This window comes from Paenibacillus sp. MZ04-78.2 (assembly GCF_024213375.1).
Taxonomy (GTDB): Bacteria; Bacillota; Bacilli; order Paenibacillales; family NBRC-103111; genus Paenibacillus_G.
This window is the reverse complement of the sequence record NZ_JANAVJ010000008.1, coordinates 43,303-59,871: the sequence shown is the minus strand read 5'-3', so window position 1 is coordinate 59,871 and position 16,569 is coordinate 43,303. Positions and strand designations below refer to the sequence as shown.

At 54.6% G+C, this 16,569-nt stretch carries 13 protein-coding genes; 10 read left to right on the top strand and 3 right to left on the bottom strand.

Annotated features, from left to right (window positions below; genetic code table 11):
- Nucleotides 1-173: 173 nt before the first annotated feature.
- Entirely contained in the window at nucleotides 174-1,604 is a 1,431-nt protein-coding gene (locus NLX71_RS08690; RefSeq protein ID WP_254363218.1) for a SpoVR family protein, read from the bottom strand.
- Nucleotides 1,601-2,761 carry a sporulation protein YhbH gene (yhbH, locus tag NLX71_RS08685; RefSeq protein WP_254363217.1) on the bottom strand — a complete coding sequence of 387 codons (1,161 nt, stop codon included), beginning with the start codon at nucleotides 2,759-2,761 and terminating at the stop codon, nucleotides 1,601-1,603. The genes NLX71_RS08690 and yhbH overlap by 4 nt, the downstream gene beginning before the upstream one ends.
- Before the next feature lie 343 nt (nucleotides 2,762-3,104).
- On the opposite strand from yhbH, the gene NLX71_RS08680 reads away from it, so the two are divergent.
- From NLX71_RS08680 to NLX71_RS08670, 4 genes are all read left to right on the top strand, one after another.
- On the top strand, nucleotides 3,105-3,914 hold the full coding sequence (locus tag NLX71_RS08680; protein WP_254363216.1) for an RQC-minor-1 family DNA-binding protein: 810 nt from the start codon (nucleotides 3,105-3,107) through the stop codon (nucleotides 3,912-3,914).
- 74 nt (nucleotides 3,915-3,988) lie between these two features.
- Nucleotides 3,989-4,195 carry a DUF7309 domain-containing protein gene (locus NLX71_RS27280; RefSeq protein WP_483874624.1) on the top strand — a complete coding sequence of 69 codons (207 nt, stop codon included), beginning with the start codon at nucleotides 3,989-3,991 and terminating at the stop codon, nucleotides 4,193-4,195.
- On the top strand, nucleotides 4,117-4,464 hold the full coding sequence (locus NLX71_RS08675; RefSeq protein WP_483874625.1) for a DUF6930 domain-containing protein: 348 nt from the start codon (nucleotides 4,117-4,119) through the stop codon (nucleotides 4,462-4,464). Before NLX71_RS27280 ends, NLX71_RS08675 begins: the two co-directional genes overlap by 79 nt.
- Before the next feature lie 57 nt (nucleotides 4,465-4,521).
- Nucleotides 4,522-5,247 (top strand): Fic family protein, encoded by a 726-nt coding sequence (locus NLX71_RS08670; RefSeq protein ID WP_254363214.1) that lies wholly within the window; start codon nucleotides 4,522-4,524, stop codon nucleotides 5,245-5,247.
- 49 nt (nucleotides 5,248-5,296) lie between these two features.
- Here the strand turns inward: NLX71_RS08670 and NLX71_RS08665 are convergent, their stop codons facing one another.
- Nucleotides 5,297-6,154, bottom strand: a complete 858-nt coding sequence (locus NLX71_RS08665; RefSeq protein ID WP_254363213.1) for a formate/nitrite transporter family protein — start codon at nucleotides 6,152-6,154, stop codon at nucleotides 5,297-5,299.
- Nucleotides 6,155-6,554: 400 nt separating this feature from the next.
- Between NLX71_RS08665 and NLX71_RS08660 the strand changes: the two genes are divergently transcribed.
- The 6 genes from NLX71_RS08660 to NLX71_RS08635 all read left to right on the top strand — a co-directional run bounded on the left by NLX71_RS08660 (nucleotide 6,555) and on the right by NLX71_RS08635 (nucleotide 16,545).
- Nucleotides 6,555-13,376: a non-ribosomal peptide synthetase gene (locus tag NLX71_RS08660; protein WP_254363212.1), complete on the top strand. Its 6,822-nt coding sequence runs from the start codon at nucleotides 6,555-6,557 to the stop codon at nucleotides 13,374-13,376.
- Nucleotides 13,377-13,459: 83 nt separating this feature from the next.
- Complete coding sequence (locus NLX71_RS08655) at nucleotides 13,460-13,735, top strand: hypothetical protein (protein ID WP_254363211.1); 276 nt, start codon at nucleotides 13,460-13,462, stop codon at nucleotides 13,733-13,735.
- Between the two features lie 56 nt (nucleotides 13,736-13,791).
- Nucleotides 13,792-13,965 (top strand): hypothetical protein, encoded by a 174-nt coding sequence (locus NLX71_RS08650; protein WP_254363210.1) that lies wholly within the window; start codon nucleotides 13,792-13,794, stop codon nucleotides 13,963-13,965.
- A 321-nt stretch (nucleotides 13,966-14,286) separates the two neighbouring features.
- Nucleotides 14,287-14,640, top strand: a complete 354-nt coding sequence (locus NLX71_RS08645) for a DUF3870 domain-containing protein (RefSeq protein WP_254363209.1) — start codon at nucleotides 14,287-14,289, stop codon at nucleotides 14,638-14,640.
- A 133-nt stretch (nucleotides 14,641-14,773) separates the two neighbouring features.
- Nucleotides 14,774-15,598, top strand: coding sequence for a M55 family metallopeptidase (locus NLX71_RS08640; RefSeq protein ID WP_254363208.1), 825 nt, complete (start codon nucleotides 14,774-14,776; stop codon nucleotides 15,596-15,598).
- A 14-nt stretch (nucleotides 15,599-15,612) separates the two neighbouring features.
- Complete coding sequence (locus NLX71_RS08635; protein WP_254363207.1) at nucleotides 15,613-16,545, top strand: ABC transporter permease; 933 nt, start codon at nucleotides 15,613-15,615, stop codon at nucleotides 16,543-16,545.
- Nucleotides 16,546-16,569 lie beyond the last annotated feature (24 nt).

The following is a 16,569-nucleotide window of genomic DNA, read 5'->3' as shown; positions in this document are numbered from 1 at the left end:
ATTTTCTCGATTTCAAAGTCGGTTTGTACTTGTTGTTAGGTGACTAATTGCTTGGAGGCTTGGAGAATTGAACAAAATCCGGTTGTTTCTTACACTCAAACGGGGAGACGGAGAGTGATAGCCGGCAACGTCAAGCTATAGGGGCTGTCATGTAAAGTGACAGCCCCTATTTTTTACAAAAACTTCCTGTTGTGCTTCTTCCCGTCGAAGGTAAACAGTACCGGCTTCGTTTCGATGACCGATTCCAGATACACCGTCTTCCCCCACAGCCGGTGAATATACGGGAGGGTCCGCTCCACATACTTCAGATCGAGCTCGATGCCCTCGTACATATGCTTCAAGTACAGCTCGCCGTTCTTCTCGAAATCCCCGTCCTCGACTACGATATAAGGGAAGCCGCCGTTGACCCGGGAATACACGAGCTGGTCGCGGATATGTTCCCAAGATTTGTCGGTAATTTTCCACTCCGGCCCTTTTTTCTCGAAAATATATAAATCGAGCTCGTCGCACAGCTTTTTGGTCATATAGTTGCGGATGAACGATAGATCGGAGTCGAATTCGCGCACCTCAAATATTTTTTGCCGGCCTTCGCCGCCTTTATAACCGAAGCGTTCCCGGTCCTCCTTGGACGGGTTATCCCAGCGCTTCTCGATATCCTCGAAAATTTTCAGTCCCAGATAATACGGATTGAGCGTATGGCGGGACGGGATGACAACGGAGGAGTTGAGCCTGGAGTATTCGATCGTCTCGGAGTCGGTCAGATCGAGCTCCCGCATAATGCGCTGATGCCAGTAGGAGGCCCAGCCTTCGTTCATAATCTTCGTCTCCATCTGCGGCCAGAAATACAGCATTTCGTCCCGCAGCATCGTCATGACGTCGCGCTGCCAATCCTTCAGGTAAGGAGCGTGCTCTTCGATAAAAAGCATCAGATCCTTCTCCGGCTTGGGCGGAAACTTGGCCGGGGCTTCTTTAGGGTTGATGGTCTTGGCTCCAGGCTTCTCATCCAAATCCCATAAATCCTCGTAGCCGAACTTGCGCTCCGTAGGCTTTTGCTGATCATCCGCCGTTTCTTCCCGGCCGCTGCCTCGTCCGCGGTACGGCTTCGTGATCAGCGGATCGACATGCTCTTGGATGGCGAGCACGGCATCGATAAACCGTTCCACCTCGTCCGTCCCGTATTCGATCTCGTATCGGCGGATGCGCTCGGCCGTGGCGGACATGCTCTCGACCATGTTGCGGTTCGTCTTGGAGAAGCGGACGTTGTTTTTGAAAAAGTCGCAGTGCGCCAGCACATGCGCCACGATCAGCTTGTTCTGAATGAGCGAATTGCCGTCGAGCAGGAAAGCGTAGCATGGGTCGGAGTTGATGACAAGCTCGTAAATTTTGCTGAGTCCAAAATCGTACTGCATCTTCATTTTGTGAAAAGTTTTTCCAAAACTCCAGTGTGAGAAGCGGGTCGGCATCCCGTAAGCGCCGAAGGTGTAGATAATATCGGAAGGGCATATCTCGTAGCGCATCGGGTAAAAGTCGAGACCGAAGCCGCCGGCGACCTCGGTAATTTCCTCGATGGCGTACTCCAACTGCTTGATGTCATCCGCATTCACTGGGCGATCCTCCCCTCCGCGCCCTTCGGGAAAAAGGTTTTGAGCGCCTTGTACACTTCGCCTTTCTCACGAATCACGTAGTGTACGAATTTCGGGTCATGAATGTTCCGGTAAGCGGACATGAGCGTGCTGCTGCGGTTATATTGGTTCACTTCGCCGTACCCGAACAGGTTCGCCCGCTTGACCAGCTCGCCGATTAGCCGTACGCATCGTTCGTTGTCCGATGTCAGGTTATCGCCGTCGGAGAAATGAAACGGATATATATTGAAGCGGGACGGCGGATAGCGCCGATCGATCAAGTCGACCGCAAGCTGATAGGCCGAAGAGCAGATCGTGCCGCCGCTTTCGCCTTTGGTGAAAAATTCCTCTTCCGTCACTTCCTTGGCTTCGGTATGGTGGGCGATGAAAATGATTTCCACCTGTTCGTATTTCGTCCGCAGGAACCGCGTCATCCAGAAGAAGAAGCTGCGCGCGATATATTTTTCGAAGGACCCCATACTGCCGGACGTATCCATCATGGCGAGCACCAGCGCATTCGAGTGAGGGGTGACGATTTCATCCCACGTCTTGTAGCGAAGATCGTCCGGGCTGATATGATGAATGCCGGGAACCCCGGAGGTGGCGTTCCGCTTCAAATTTTCGAGAATCGTCCGCTTCTTGTCGATGTTGGACATGATTCCTTTTTTGCGGATGTCGTTGAAAACGATTTCTTTGGTCGTGACATTGTGCTTTTCTTTCTGCTGCAGGTTCGGCAGCTCCAACTCCTCGAAGAGCATGGACTGCAGCTCCTCCATCTCCACCTCGGTATCGTAATAGTCGTCTCCGGGCTGATCGCCGGCGCCCTCGCCCTTGCCCGGACCGGAAGCGTGCTGCGGGTCTACCCCTAGAACGTCGCCGACTTGGCTGTCCCCGTCGCCTTGCCCCACATGCTTGCTCTTGTTGTAATTATAGCGGAAACGGTACTCATCCAGACTGCGGATGGGCACTTTGACGATTTGCTTGCCGTCCGACATGATGATGCTTTCGTCCGTCACCAGATCGGGCAGATTTTGCTTAATCGCTTCCCGGACTTTCTGCTGATGGCGGGTCTGATCCTGATATCCTTTGCGGTGCAGGGACCAGTCCTCGCGGGATACGATAAATAAAGGCTCTGTCATGCGGAACACCTCCTGATAGCTTTTAGAACAAAGCTGGCTTCGATAGCGCGGTCAAAAAGCGGCTGAGCCGGCGTCGAATGCTTGAACGGTGTTGGGACCGGGTGGACGATAAGCGGTAAAGAAACACGTAACTAACATGACAAGTACTTGAAAAAAGTGCTTGTTACTAAATATATTCAAGTGCCGGAGGGATATGTAACGGGGTAGGAGCGGATTTTTGGTACCGGCATATCGACCGACGGGTCGAAAAGATTCAAAAAGCCTCTATTTTACGAGAGCTGATTCTGGTTTATACTGTCTGATAGAAAGGTACAGTGGCGTTGTAGAGGTGAGGGTTCCGCTTATGGGTATTCGATTAACTAATGAAGAAATTCTCGCTATCCTTAGAGCAGCGGATGAAATTATCGGTCAGGGCGGCAGGACGCTGCTCGCAAAAATATTGAAAGGTTCCCGTGATAAAAAAGTGTTGGAGCTCGGTCTGGATCTTTGTCCGACCTACGGTTACTTTCGAGCGCAGACACTTGAGCAGATTATGGAAAAGGTGGATTGGATGATTCACCACGATTTTCTGGAGATTCAGTTTAGCGGGAAGCTGCCGATGCTTGTGTTTACGGAACAGGGCTGGACCATAGAGCGCAGCCAAATAGTAGAAGAGCTTCTAAAGGAGTGGGACGCTTGGCTGCGCAAAGGCGTAGCCGCGGTGGATATGAGCTATTTAAAGGAAAGAAACCGCGGCATGGTTCTGGAATTGCTGGAAACGGTAAAACGAAAACGCGCTTCCCAATATGTTCCCTTTCTGGAGCAGTGGGAGAAAATCGAGGTAAGAAAAGTGCGGGAAGCCATACGCGAAACGATCGCGGCTCTTCGCAGTGAAGACGGCTTGTCTTCCCTTGACGGGCAGCATAAGCAGACTGAATTCACGGTCCCTGGATTGGAACCGGAGCTTCTGAAATGCCGGGAATGCGGAGAACGTTTTCAGTTTGAAGTGGAGGAACAGAAGTTTTATAAAAGCAAAGGCTTCGCACCGCCCAAGCGATGTCCGAAATGCCGCGAGAAGAAGTGGTTTCGCAACATGGGAATCGAACTGCCCGGTGACGATCGAAGAGGAATCGTGAGGGGGAAGAGAAGGCTCACTTGGATAAGTATGGTATAATCATGGTGGGCAAGGAACTTTTATCGATTATGGACGATATTTTTACCATTTTTGTACAATGAGGAAGTGTGCGAATGAATCCTACAATGGATCAGTGGAAAGCGTTATATGAAGAGGCCATATCTTTTAAGAAAAGCAAGTGCTGGGAATGGATGACCAACGGGCATATGTTCGGCGTGCAAAATCCGGAAAGTTCGCGGGCATTTGGGAAATCGACTGCTTCTTCGTACCAATACCTGTTGACGAAGGGGAGCGTCCCTTTTTTCCAAAGATGTTCCTGATCGTAGACCAGAGTTCGGGGCAAATCTTAAAACACGGCTTAAGTAATAATACGCAAATGGCAAACGATCTGGCTGACGCATTTCTTGCTCTGATTGAGCAGGCAAAGCTTGTTCCCGGTGAAATTTGGGCTGCAAAAGAAGAAGTGTACGTCTATTTGCGGCAGATTCTCCGGGCTTTCGAGCCGCAGGCGTATTTGACGGACGAATTGCCTGCGTTGGAAGATGTCAAAGATAGCATGCTCGATTATTTTGGTGTCGGCATGAGGTAGGGGCTTCTTTTGTTCTATCATCAAAAATGATGGATTCTATATTTGGAGTGGATGCTTGTGTTCGAGCTTATTGATGAGAAAAAAAGTCAACTGGATCAGAAAAGGCCTCTGTCAACGCATACCTTACGAAGCATCCGGGAGCATCTTATCGTGAATTGGACGTACCATTCCAACGCTATCGAAGGAAATACATTAACCCTCTCGGAAACAAAGGTAGCATTGGAAGGAATCACGATTGGCGGGAAAACGATTAAGGAACACTTGGAGGTCATTAATCACAAAGAGGCCATTCTTTATGTCGAGGACATTGTTCGAAGACAGGAACCTTTATCTGAGTGGCAAATCAAAAGTATTCATCGGCTAATCCTCAAAGGAATTCAGGATGATCTTGCAGGTATTTACCGGAAGGAAAATGTGCTGATCAGCGGAGCCAAGCATATTCCGCCCGACGCTCTGCAAGTTCCTCTTGCCATGGAGCAGTTCATTCAATGGTACGATAGTGAGGGCCAGCAGCTTCACCCTGTAGCCAAAGCGGCATTGGTGCATAGCGATTTTGTGAAAATTCATCCGTTCGTCGATGGGAACGGTCGGACGGCGCGATTATTATTGAATTTTGAGTTAATGAAGAACGGGTATCCGCCCATTGTCGTTGAAAAAGAAAACAGACTCGCTTATTATTCAGCGTTAGATGACGCTCACACGACAGGGGATAATACCCGATTTATAGCTCTGGTTAGCGACATTTTGAGTCGAACGTTCGATTTGTATCTTAAGCTTGTGTGAAGCTGGATAAAGATTAGCGGGTGCGCGTTTTTCACTGTTCCTGCCCGCTTCAGGCTTTGCCTTCCGCTACCGCTCGTTCGCTTGTCGGTTGGGGCTGCGGCTGGGGAAGAGACGAATCTCGGTTGAGCTCTGCCTTTTCTTTGGTTCTCAGATATGCTATCCAATAAGCGGTGGCGACGAAGACGCTGCCTCCGACGGCATTGCCGAGAAAGACGGGGACAAAGTTACCCAAGTAATCCCACCAGGTATAGTGCCCTGCGAAGATCGCGGCAGGGATCAGGAACATATTCGCGACGACATGCTGGAAGCCGATAGCGACGAAGGTCATCGTCGGGAACCAGATGCCGAGCATTTTGCCCGTGACGTCGTTTGCGCCGTAAGCGAGCCAAACGGCCAAGGCGACAAGCCAGTTGCAGCCGATCCCCGAGATAAAGGCTTGCAGGAAGCTCTCGTCAAGCTTGGCGCCCGCCACTTTGACCAGTTTGGACAAGTACGGCTCCGCTTCCGTCAATCCGACGACGTGACCGAACAGGTAGGCGACAAAGAGCGCCCCGGCAAAGTTGGACAGCGTAATCAGCAGCCAATTGACGGCGAGATGCTTCGTCGTTATTTTGCCCTGGAGCCGTGCGAGCGGCACCGCCATCATGTTTCCGGTCAACAGCTCGCCCCCGGCAATAATCGTGAGGATCAAGCCAATGGGGAACATCGCCGCGCCCAGCACGGAGCCGAGCCCGCTCGAAGCCGCAGGAACGCCCGCTGCTACTCTCAGATACAGAAGGAAGCCCAGCGCGATAAAAGCCCCTGCCAAAAAGCCCAGCGTACAAGCTTGCAGCGGACGCATATTCGCTTTCTTCTCGCCCATCGCTGCGGTAATATGCGCAATTTCTTCCGGCTTGCGATACGACATATCGCTACACGACCTTTCCATTTTCGTTTGTGAAAATATTCACAATCAATGATATGCTAACGCCCAGTTTCTGCTGTCGTCTCATTTTACCGCAAAAAAAGGGGAGCGAAAGTGGTATTTATCACTTAAAAAGTATTTTGGAAATTCGACGCGACATGGTAAAATATAACTATATACGCAATATTGCTTAAAGAATCGAGATGAATCGATAGTTCTACGAATTGAATAAAAGGGTTCCGTCATTGCATTGCAGGAGGGAGCCATGGAGGGGCCGTATGCGTCAACGCACGGGCTTGACGGTTGCAGGGAACGCCTTCGTTATGAACAGCAACTCGTTTCGGATTTGGAACGGGTTGCTTTTTGTCTTCATGACCAATTTACTTCGGGAGGGAGAAAGAGGATGTCACAGAAAGTGGATGAAGGGATGATCAGCATTGTTGACCATTGGATCACGGAGATGCAGGACGCGGAGGTGGCTACCGTTCTTCATTTGGATCGCGGTCCGGCGGGCGACCCGGATGCATATCGGATGCTTAGCCGTACGTTCGAAAATGCATCATCCAATCGCTTTCGTCAGCTTTGCGGCATGCGCGGGGTTCAGGTGAGCACCGTGCTTTATACGGCGTGGGCCGTGTTGCTGCAGCGCTATTTGCGTACCGAGGAGGTACGGTTTGCAGCGGTCGCGCCCGAGGAAGACCGGATCGTGCTTGTCCGAATCGCAGGCGAGGCTTCGCTGCCGTTCGAATCGCTGGTCGCCCAGGCGGAGGATATGCTGGCCCAAAGGAAGGCTTACGCGCTTACACGCAGCGAGCTTCGCGACTTGAGCGGGTCCGACTCACTGCTGCTTCCTTTCAATACAGCCGTAGCCGTGGAAGCTCCCGGCGCTGTCCTGGGGTTGCCCGTCATTCCGGGATGCGACCTCACGATCCGGTTCGTTCTTTCGGACGTGTTCGCAGTCCGTGCGGAGTTCAAGCCGGACGCGTTTCAGCCGACGACGATCCGCAGGCTGCTGGGGCATGTGGAAAATATCGTCCTGACCTGGATCGAATCTCCCCATATGCCTGTCGGCCGCATCGCTTTGCTGAGCCAAGACGAGAGAGAGCAGCTGCTCGTTGGGTTCAATCCAACGGATGAGCCTTTTTCCTCCGATGCGACCATCCATCGGCTGTTTGCGGAGCAGACGCGGCGCACGCCGGATCGCCCTGCGATCGTCGACGGGAAGGACTGCTTGACTTATCGGCAGCTCGACGAACAATCGAACCGGATGGCCAGAGTGCTGATCGAACTCGGCGTACAAGAAGCAAATACCTTTGTCGCCGTCATGATGCGCCCCACGCTGTCGATGTTCGCCGGTATTCTGGCGGTGCTGAAAGCGGGCGCGGCGTATGTGCCGATCGATCCGAATTATCCCCCGGAGCGCATCCGCTACATTTTGGAGGATAGCGGAGCGAAGCTGCTGCTCACGGAGGGGGAATCGGCGCTTCCGTTTGCCTATGAGGGCCAAGTCGTCGATCTCGCGGACCGGCGGATGCATGACGGGGATGCGTCTCCTTTGCCGGAGTTTGCGGAACCGTCCGGTTTAGCTTATGTCATCTATACATCCGGCTCCACCGGCCAGCCGAAGGGCACGCTGATCGAGCATCGGTCGCTTGTCCATTTTTGCGAATGGCATTGCTCGTATTTTGGGGTCACGATGGAGGACCGCAGCAGCAAATATTGCAGTGTCGGGTTCGACGCCTCGATTTTGGAAACTTTTCCTTATCTTATTTCCGGGGCAGCGGTACATATCATTCCCGAGCATATCCGGCTTGATGCTGCGGAACTGAACGGGTACTTCAACCGGCACGGCATTACGATCAGTTTCTTGCCGACTCAGCTCGGCGAGCAGTTCATGAAGCTTCCGAATCGCTCGCTCCGCGTGCTGATGACGGGCGGGGAGAAACTGAAGACATTCCACCCGCAAAGCTACCTTATTTACAACGTATACGGGCCTACCGAAAATACGATCATCACCACGACGCAGCTTGTTGCGGCGCACTCGGATAATATTCCGATCGGGAAGCCGCTGAACAATGTTCGGCTGTATATTTTGGATGCCTGCGGCGAGCCGCAGCCGGTGGGGGTTCCCGGGGAATTGTGCATTTCCGGCATCGGTCTGGCCCGGGGATATTTGAACTGGCCGCAGCTGACGGAGGAGAAATTCGTCGCCCATCCGTTCCGCGAGGGGGAGCGGCTGTACCGGACGGGGGACTTGGCCCGGTGGCTGCCGGACGGGTCCATCGAATATGTGGGACGCCTCGATCATCAGGTGAAAATTCGCGGTTTCCGGGTCGAAACGGGCGAAATCGAGCAGCGGCTCCGGCTGCATGACCGGGTGCTTGATTGCATCGTAATCGCGCGCGAAGACGATGCCGGCCGTGCGTACCTGTGCGCATACGTCGTATCCGAAGAGCCTCTCACCCGCAGCGAGCTGTCGGCGTTTCTGGCGGAGCAGTTGCCAAATTACATGGTTCCGTCCTGGTTCGTCATGCTTTCGAGGCTGCCTATCAATGCGAACGGCAAGGTCGACCGGCGCGCGCTGCCCGAACCTGAGAGAGAGGCGGAGTCGGCTTCTTACGCGCCTCCGGCCAGCGAGGCGGAACAGGGACTGGCGGAGCTGTGGAAGGAGCTGCTCGGCTTGCGGACGGTCGGCGTTCATGACCGCTTCTTCGACGCCGGAGGTCATTCGCTGCATGTCGCCGTTCTGCGCGGAAAGATCGAACGGCGCTTCGGCGTCCGGCTGTCGATTGCGGAGTTGTTCGAGCATGCGACCATCCGTGAGCAAGCGGAGCGGATCGGTCAAGCGGGCAAACCGGCCGGAGGCGGTCAGGCGATTGAAAAAGCGCCCGAGCGGGAGCATTATCCCCTTCATCCGGCGCAAAAGCGCCTCTTCTTCATCGGGCAGATGGAGCAGGTGGGGACGGCCTATAACACTCCGATGCTGCTCAAGATCGAAGGGAGCGTCGACCGGCGGCGGATGGAGCGGACTTTTGAGCAAATGATCGAGCGGCACGAATCGCTCCGTACGGCTTTCGCATGGGTGGACGGGGAGCTTGCGCAGACCATCTGGCCCCGTGCGACGTTTCAAATGCAATTTCATGCGGCGGCGGAAGAAGAAGCGGAGCGGCTGATGTCCGCGTTCGTCGTCCCCTTCGATCTCGGGAAGTCGCTGTTATTCCGGGCCGGACTCATTAGCTGCTCCGAAGAGCTTCATTATTTGATGCTGGATTTCCACCATATTATTGTGGACGGCGTCTCGATGCACGTGTTTTTCGAGGAATGGAGCCGGTTGTACCGGGGGGAGGAGCTGCCCCGTCCGACGATCCAATTCAAAGATTATGCCTTCTGGCTGAATGGCCGCAAACCGGAGGAGGAGGCGCAGCAGCGCGAGTATTGGCTGGCGGCCTTGTCCGGGGAGCTCCCGATCCTGCAACTGCCGACCGACAAGGAAAGACCGGGCTTCCAAAGCTTCCGGGGCGATACTTACCCGCTTCGGCTGGATGCCGGATTGACAGTGCGCTTGAAACAGTTCGCCCTTCGGACGGATACCACCTTGTACATGATCCTGCTCGCTGCTTACAATGTGCTGCTTGCCCGGTATTCCGGCCAGGAGGACATCATCGTCGGCGTTCCTGTCGCCAGCCGCCCGCAAACCGAACTACAGCCGCTGATCGGCATGTTCGTCAACACGATGCCGGTCCGGAGCTTCCCGGAGCGGACGAAAACGTTCGCCAACTATTTGCAGGAGCTGAAGTCGATTCTGCTTGCCGCCTTCGAGCATCAGGACTACGATCTGGAACGGATGATGCAATCGCTGCGCATTCCCCGAGTGCCGGAACGCAGCCCGCTGTTTGATACGATATTCGTCATGCAAAATACGGGCCGCACGACGACGCCGTCGATCGACGGTAGCCGGATCACCGTTCAGCGGTACGTAGACCCGATCTCCAAATACGATCTGATACTTGATGCGAAGGAAATGGAAGAGACGCTCCGGATCGATTTCCAATACTGCACCGATCTGTTCGTGCGGGATACGATCGAGCGGATGGCGAACCAGTATGTGCGGATATTGGAGGATGCGTTGGCTTCGGAGGAAAAGCGGCTGTCCGAGCTGCGATTGCTTTCGGAAGCGGAAATAAAGGAGCAGGTGGAGGGGCGGAATCAAACCGAATCCGCGTACGATCGCGAGTTGACGATTCACGGATGGTTTGAGGAGCAAGCGCGGCAGACGCCGGACCGGCCGGCTGTCGTATTCGGGGACGAAGCGCTCACTTACCGGCAGTTGAACGACCGGGCGAACCGGCTGGCGGCCGTCCTGATTCGCCACGGCGTGCGGCCGGAGCAGCTTGTCGGACTGATGACCGAGCGGTCTCCGGACATGATCGTCGGTCTGCTTGGCATTTTGAAGGCGGGAGGGGCTTACCTTCCGATCGATCCGGATTATCCCGCCGACCGTATAAAATATATGCTGGACAACAGCCGGGCCCGTCTCTTGCTGACACATACGCACTTGGCGGATCGGGTCGAGTTTGACGGCATGAAGCTGTGTCTGGATACGAATGCCGCCTATGAGGAAGCGGCGGATAATCCTCCGCCCCGCAGCCGTCCAAGCGATTTGCTGTACGTGATTTATACGTCGGGAACGACCGGAAAGCCGAAGGGCGTCATGATCGAGCACCGCAATATGGTCAATCTGCTTCACCACCAGTTTCGGCACACGAGCGTCGATTACAGCCGCAGCGTGCTGCAATTTACGACGCTCAGCTTCGATGTCAGCTCGCAGGAAATATGGTCCGCCCTGCTGGCGGGGGGCGCCTTGCATCTCGTGACGAATGAAACCCGGCGGAGCCCGGATAAGCTGCTGCGGCTTATCGAAGAACGGCAGATTCAGGTCCTGTTCCTGCCCGTCTCGTATTTGAAGCTCATCCTGAACGAGAGCGCGTATGCCGACAAGCTTCCGGCGTCGGTGCGCCACATCATAACGGCTGGAGAGCCGTTGGCCGTCCCGGACAAATTCAAGACGCATCTCCAGCGGCATCAGGTTTTCCTTCACAATCATTACGGCCCGTCGGAAACGCATGTCGCAACGGCCCATACGATCGACCCGAACGGCCCGATCCCGGAGCTTCCGCCCATCGGAAAGCCGATTGCAAACACGCGCATCTACCTGTTGAACGACCGCTTGCACGTTCAGCCGCCCGGCGTGCCGGGAGAGCTGTACATCGCTGGGGACGGCGTCGGCAGGGGCTATTTCAACGACGAGCGCCTGACGGCGGAGAAATTCGTGCCCGACCCGTTCGTCGGGGAGGGGCGCATGTACAAGACGGGCGACCTCGCGCGCTGGACCCCGGAGGGCGCGCTGGAATTTTTGGGCCGCTTGGACCATCAGGTGAAAATCCGCGGGTTTCGGATTGAGCTTGGAGAGATTGAGAATGCGCTGCTGAACCATCCTTCGATCCGGGAAGCGGTCGTGATCGCCCGGGAGGACGGCAGCGGCGGCAAGGAGTTGTGCGCTTACTTCGCCGGGACGGAAAAACTCCCGGTTAAGGTCGTCAAGGAGCACTTGTCCAAGGCGCTGCCGGAGTATATGCTGCCCTCGTATTTCGTCCCGTTAAAGAACATGCCGCTCACGCCCAACGGCAAAATTGACCGCAGGGCACTGCCCGAGCCCGCTCCGGGCGAGCGTGCCGCAGCGGGGCGCGACCGCGTCGTCCCGCGTACGGACATTGAGAGAAAGATCGCGGCCGTATGGGGGGAGCTTCTGAGCGTTCCTGATATAGGCGTTCACGATAATTTCTTCGAGCTCGGCGGACATTCGCTGAAGGCGGCTGCGATGACTGCAAGGCTACAGCAGGACTTGGATATCGGGGTCAATGACGTCTTCGAGCACCAGACGATTGCGTCCTTGTCCGCCAAGGTGAAGCCAAAGGCCAACTATTTGACCGCCAAGCTGGAGCAATTGAAGACAGCCCGCCGTGACGACGCGATGGAGCGATTCGACGAAGAGACCGTCGCATACCGGGCGAGGAACGAACGGTACGCTCAGCTCGACCTGACGCGGGATAGCGGCGGGTACAGCGACATTTTGCTGACGGGAGCCACCGGGTATTTGGGCATCCATTTGCTGCGGGAGCTGTTAGCCGGAACCGCGGCCACGGTTCTCGTTCTGGTGCGTGCGGCGACGGAGGCGGAAGCGCGGGAACGATTGCTTGCGAAGCTGGCCTTTTATTTCGCAGGCGATGCCGTGGAAGCGCAATTCGACCGCCGAATTCGGATTTACCGGGGGGATTTGTCGCAGGATAGCTTGGGGCTGGATGAGGAAACGTATCTGGAGCTCGCGCGCACCGTCGACTGCATCGTGCATTCAGCGGCGACGGTGAAGCATTACGGCAGTTACTCGCACTTCGAAAGCCATAACATCGCTTCGACCGAGCGGCTGCTGGCGTTTGCCCGCATGCACCGGACCAAAGACGTGCATCATATGTCCACCCTGGGCGTCGCGACCGGACATATTCCGGGACAGTCTGCGGCTTATTTTACCGAATACGATTTGGACCGGGGGCAGCAGTACGAGAACTATTACACCAAATCCAAATTCGAAGCGGAGAAGCGGGTCGTGCAGGCGCGGGCTCAAGGGCTCGGCACCAGCATTTACCGGATAGGGAACCTTGTCTTTCAATCGGATACGGGCAAGTTCCAGCAAAACATCGAGGAAAACGCTTTTTACGCGACGCTCAAATCGTTTATCCGCCTCGGCATGGTGCCCCGGCTGGAGGCCGATATCGATTTTTCCTGCGTCGATCGGGTCAGCCAAGCGATTGTCCTACTCATGAAGCCTGCTGCGCTGAAGGACGAAATATTCCATTTGTACAACCCGCATTATGAGAGTATGCACCGCGTACTGGGGAACGGCCGCTCGGGAGGAAGAATGGCAACGGGGACGCTCGACGAGTTCATTGATTATATGAAGAACAGGTACGAAGAAGGCTTTTGCCGGGAGGAGATCGAGAGCCTGATGCTTCATTACGGCTGGCTGGAGCAGCAGGAGCAGACCCGGTTTACGCTGGCTTCGGAGAAAACGATCCTGCTGCTGAAGAAGCTCGGGTTCGAATGGCAGGCAATCAGCGATAAGCAGATGGACGATATGCTGCGATACTGCCGGGAAGTCGGATTCATTTAAGCTGGAAAAAAGGTGAGCCCGGACGAACGAAGAAATAGTATGTAGAAACGTTATTATTCATTTGAGATAAGGGAGGAAATACGATGGAGAAAGCAGCGGAACGTTTAAAGTATTGGCTGCGTACGGTTCCGGAGCAGTTCGGCCGGTTGTCCGAAACCGAGGTATCCGAGAGGCCCATGCCCGGCAAATGGTCTCCAAAAGAAGCCTTGAAGGTCATTGAAAAAATACCGGCCGAAAAGCTGTCATCCCCATGTGTCACGGGCAATCAGGAAACGAAAAGCTTGCAATGGCTCATTGACGATTATGTTGAACATATGGAATACCATCTGAATCGTCAAATTTTGAAGAACAACGTTTAATTAGCCGTTTATTTTGGCATCAATATAAAAAAGGTTTAGCTGCTGGAGGTTCTGGAATGAAGCTGTATGTCATTCTCTCGTTCAATGAGGACGGGATAGAAAATGTGTATGTGGGCGAGGACGAGGAGAAAGCTCTCTCGTTCAAGCCGTCCGATTTTGAGGAGTGCGACGCCTTGTTCGTTGAGGTGTGGGAAGACGGGGAGAAAATCGACGATTACCGTCTGGAGTAGCGTGTGAAGCCGATAGCCGGTCATCCTTGAGGGATGGTCGGCTTTTTCTTCTGTCCCCTTTCATCGTCGTATCATCGATAAATCATTAATAAAATTGTGAAATACAGCTATTCAGACGCAGCGGAGTTTATTATAATAGAATTGGTTATAGCAATTTTAACGAAAGTTTAACAATTGTTCCAAGGCGTTCCTTCGATAAGCTGCAAGATCAAATACGTAAGCGCATACAAATGGTGCGTCCGAAGGCGGCAGGTCGCGGGAAGCTTCCCTTACCACATCCCTGTTCGTCCGGTCCAAGGACGCCGATAAAGGGAGACGAGTATGGATTACGATAAAGACACGGTTTACGTGGTCGGCGATGCGCAGACATCTCTCAATAATCCGATTACTCAGCAGTACAGCGCATTTTTCATCGGACTTGTCGTGGATACGACCAACCACAAAATCGTGGATGCGGGCTGCTCGTCCACCATTCCGTTAACCTCGCAATTTGTCCGCTCCTTATTCGTCGGGCAGAGCATTCTGGCGTTCGAGCCGGTCGCCGACGAAATCAAGCGAAGGTACCACGGCTCGTCGCAGAAAGCGATCATCGTCGCCTTCAAGGATGCGCAAAAAAAATACAAAATGGCCTTGAACGGCCGGGATTGCGATTCCGGTACGTCAGGGGCCGGTTAACGCTGCTTTGTTTATTAGTATGGCGACATACGCGTAAATAAAATCCAGCAAACGATACGCTTGGAAGCCTTGCGGCTGCCGGTTGTCGTTTGCTGGATTTTTTTATCTACAAATTGAATTGGAGGATGGAGCGATGAAACTGTACATTTCGATCGATATGGAAGGCATTACCGGACTCGTCGATGCGACGTTTGTCGATTCCGGCAAGCACAACTACGAAAGAGGCCGGCTCATTATGACCGCAGAAGCCAATCATGTCATTGAAACGGCATTCCAAGAGGGATGTGGGGAAGTTGTGGTCAACGACAGCCACTCCAAGATGAACAACCTGCTGATCGAAAAGCTTCATCCGGAGACGCAGCTGATTTCGGGGGACGTCAAGCCGTTTTCGATGGTGCAGGGGCTTGACGCCAGCTTCGCCGGGGCCGCTTTTCTGGGCTACCATACACGGGCTGCAAGGAAGGGCGTGCTCAGCCACACGATGATTTTCGGCGTGCGGAACATGTACATCAACGATACGGCAATCGGAGAGCTCGGCTTCAATGCGTTCGTCGCGGGTCATTACGGCGTGCCGGTCCTGCTCGTGGCGGGAGACGACGAGACGGCGGAGGAAGCGGAGGCGTTGATTCCGGGGGTGACGACGGCCATCGTCAAGCGGCGCATCTCGCGGACGGCGGCGCTCTGCTTGACGCCGGAGAAGAGCGGACAGCTGCTGCGTGAGAAAACGAGGGAAGCGCTTGAGGCTCGCAGCCGCGTGAAGCCCTTAACGCCCCCGGATAGTCCGGTGCTGTCGGTCGAATTCGCCAATTACGGGCAGGCGGAATGGGCGCATCTGATGCCGGGAACGACGATTGAGCAGGGCTCGCCGGTCGTTTCCTTTCAAGCCAAAAACATTCTGGAGGCGTATCAAGCAATGCTCGTGATGACGGAACTGGCCATGCGAACTTCATTTTGTTAAAAGCGGGTGATCGAGTGGCGCCGTACCTTTTGAAAAGATTCGTGTCCATGCTGGTGACGCTGTGGCTCATCGTCACGATTACGTTTTTCTTGATGCATACGATTCCGGGCTCGCCGTTCGACCGGGACGGCAAGGAGGCCAATCCGGCCGTCGTCCAGAACATGATGGCGTTCTACCATTTGGATAAGCCGGTGTACGTCCAGTACGCGCTTTACTTGAAGTCGCTGCTTACGCTGGATCTCGGGCCGTCGATCTCGCATTATCCGGAAAGCGTGAACGCGATGATCGAACGCGGCTTCCCAGTCTCGTTCCAGCTCGGCATCGTGTCGCTTCTCCTTGCCATTGCATCGGGCATTGCGCTCGGAACGGCGGCCGCGCTCCGGCAAAACGGCCTGATCGACTACATCGCCATGGTGCTTGCCGTCATCGGCATCGCGGTGCCCAATTTCGTCGTGGCTCCGCTGCTGATCAAATACATCGCGGTGGAATGGGAGCTGCTGCCGGTGGCGACGTGGGGGACATGGAAGCATGTCGTGCTGCCTGCGGTCGCGCTGTCCACCGGACCGATCGCGATCATTGCGAGGCTGACGCGGGCCAATATGGTCGAAGTGTTGACGCAGGACTACATCGAGACGGCCAGGGCCAAAGGGCTTTCGCCGGCGACGATTGTGTTCAAGCACGCCCTGCGCAACGCGGTGCTTCCGGTCGTTACGTTAGTCGGCGCATTGCTTGCGAACGTGCTGACGGGCAGCTTTGTGATCGAGAAAATTTTTGCGATTCCGGGCATGGGGAAATATTTTGTGGACGGGATCAACAACCGGGATTATGCGGTCATCATGGGAACGACGGTGTTCTACAGCACCCTGCTCATCTTCATGATGTTCCTGGTCGATGTCGTGTACAGTCTGATCGATCCCCGCATCAAGCTGCATAGAAAGGATGCATAGAAGGGATGCATAGAAAGGAGGGAT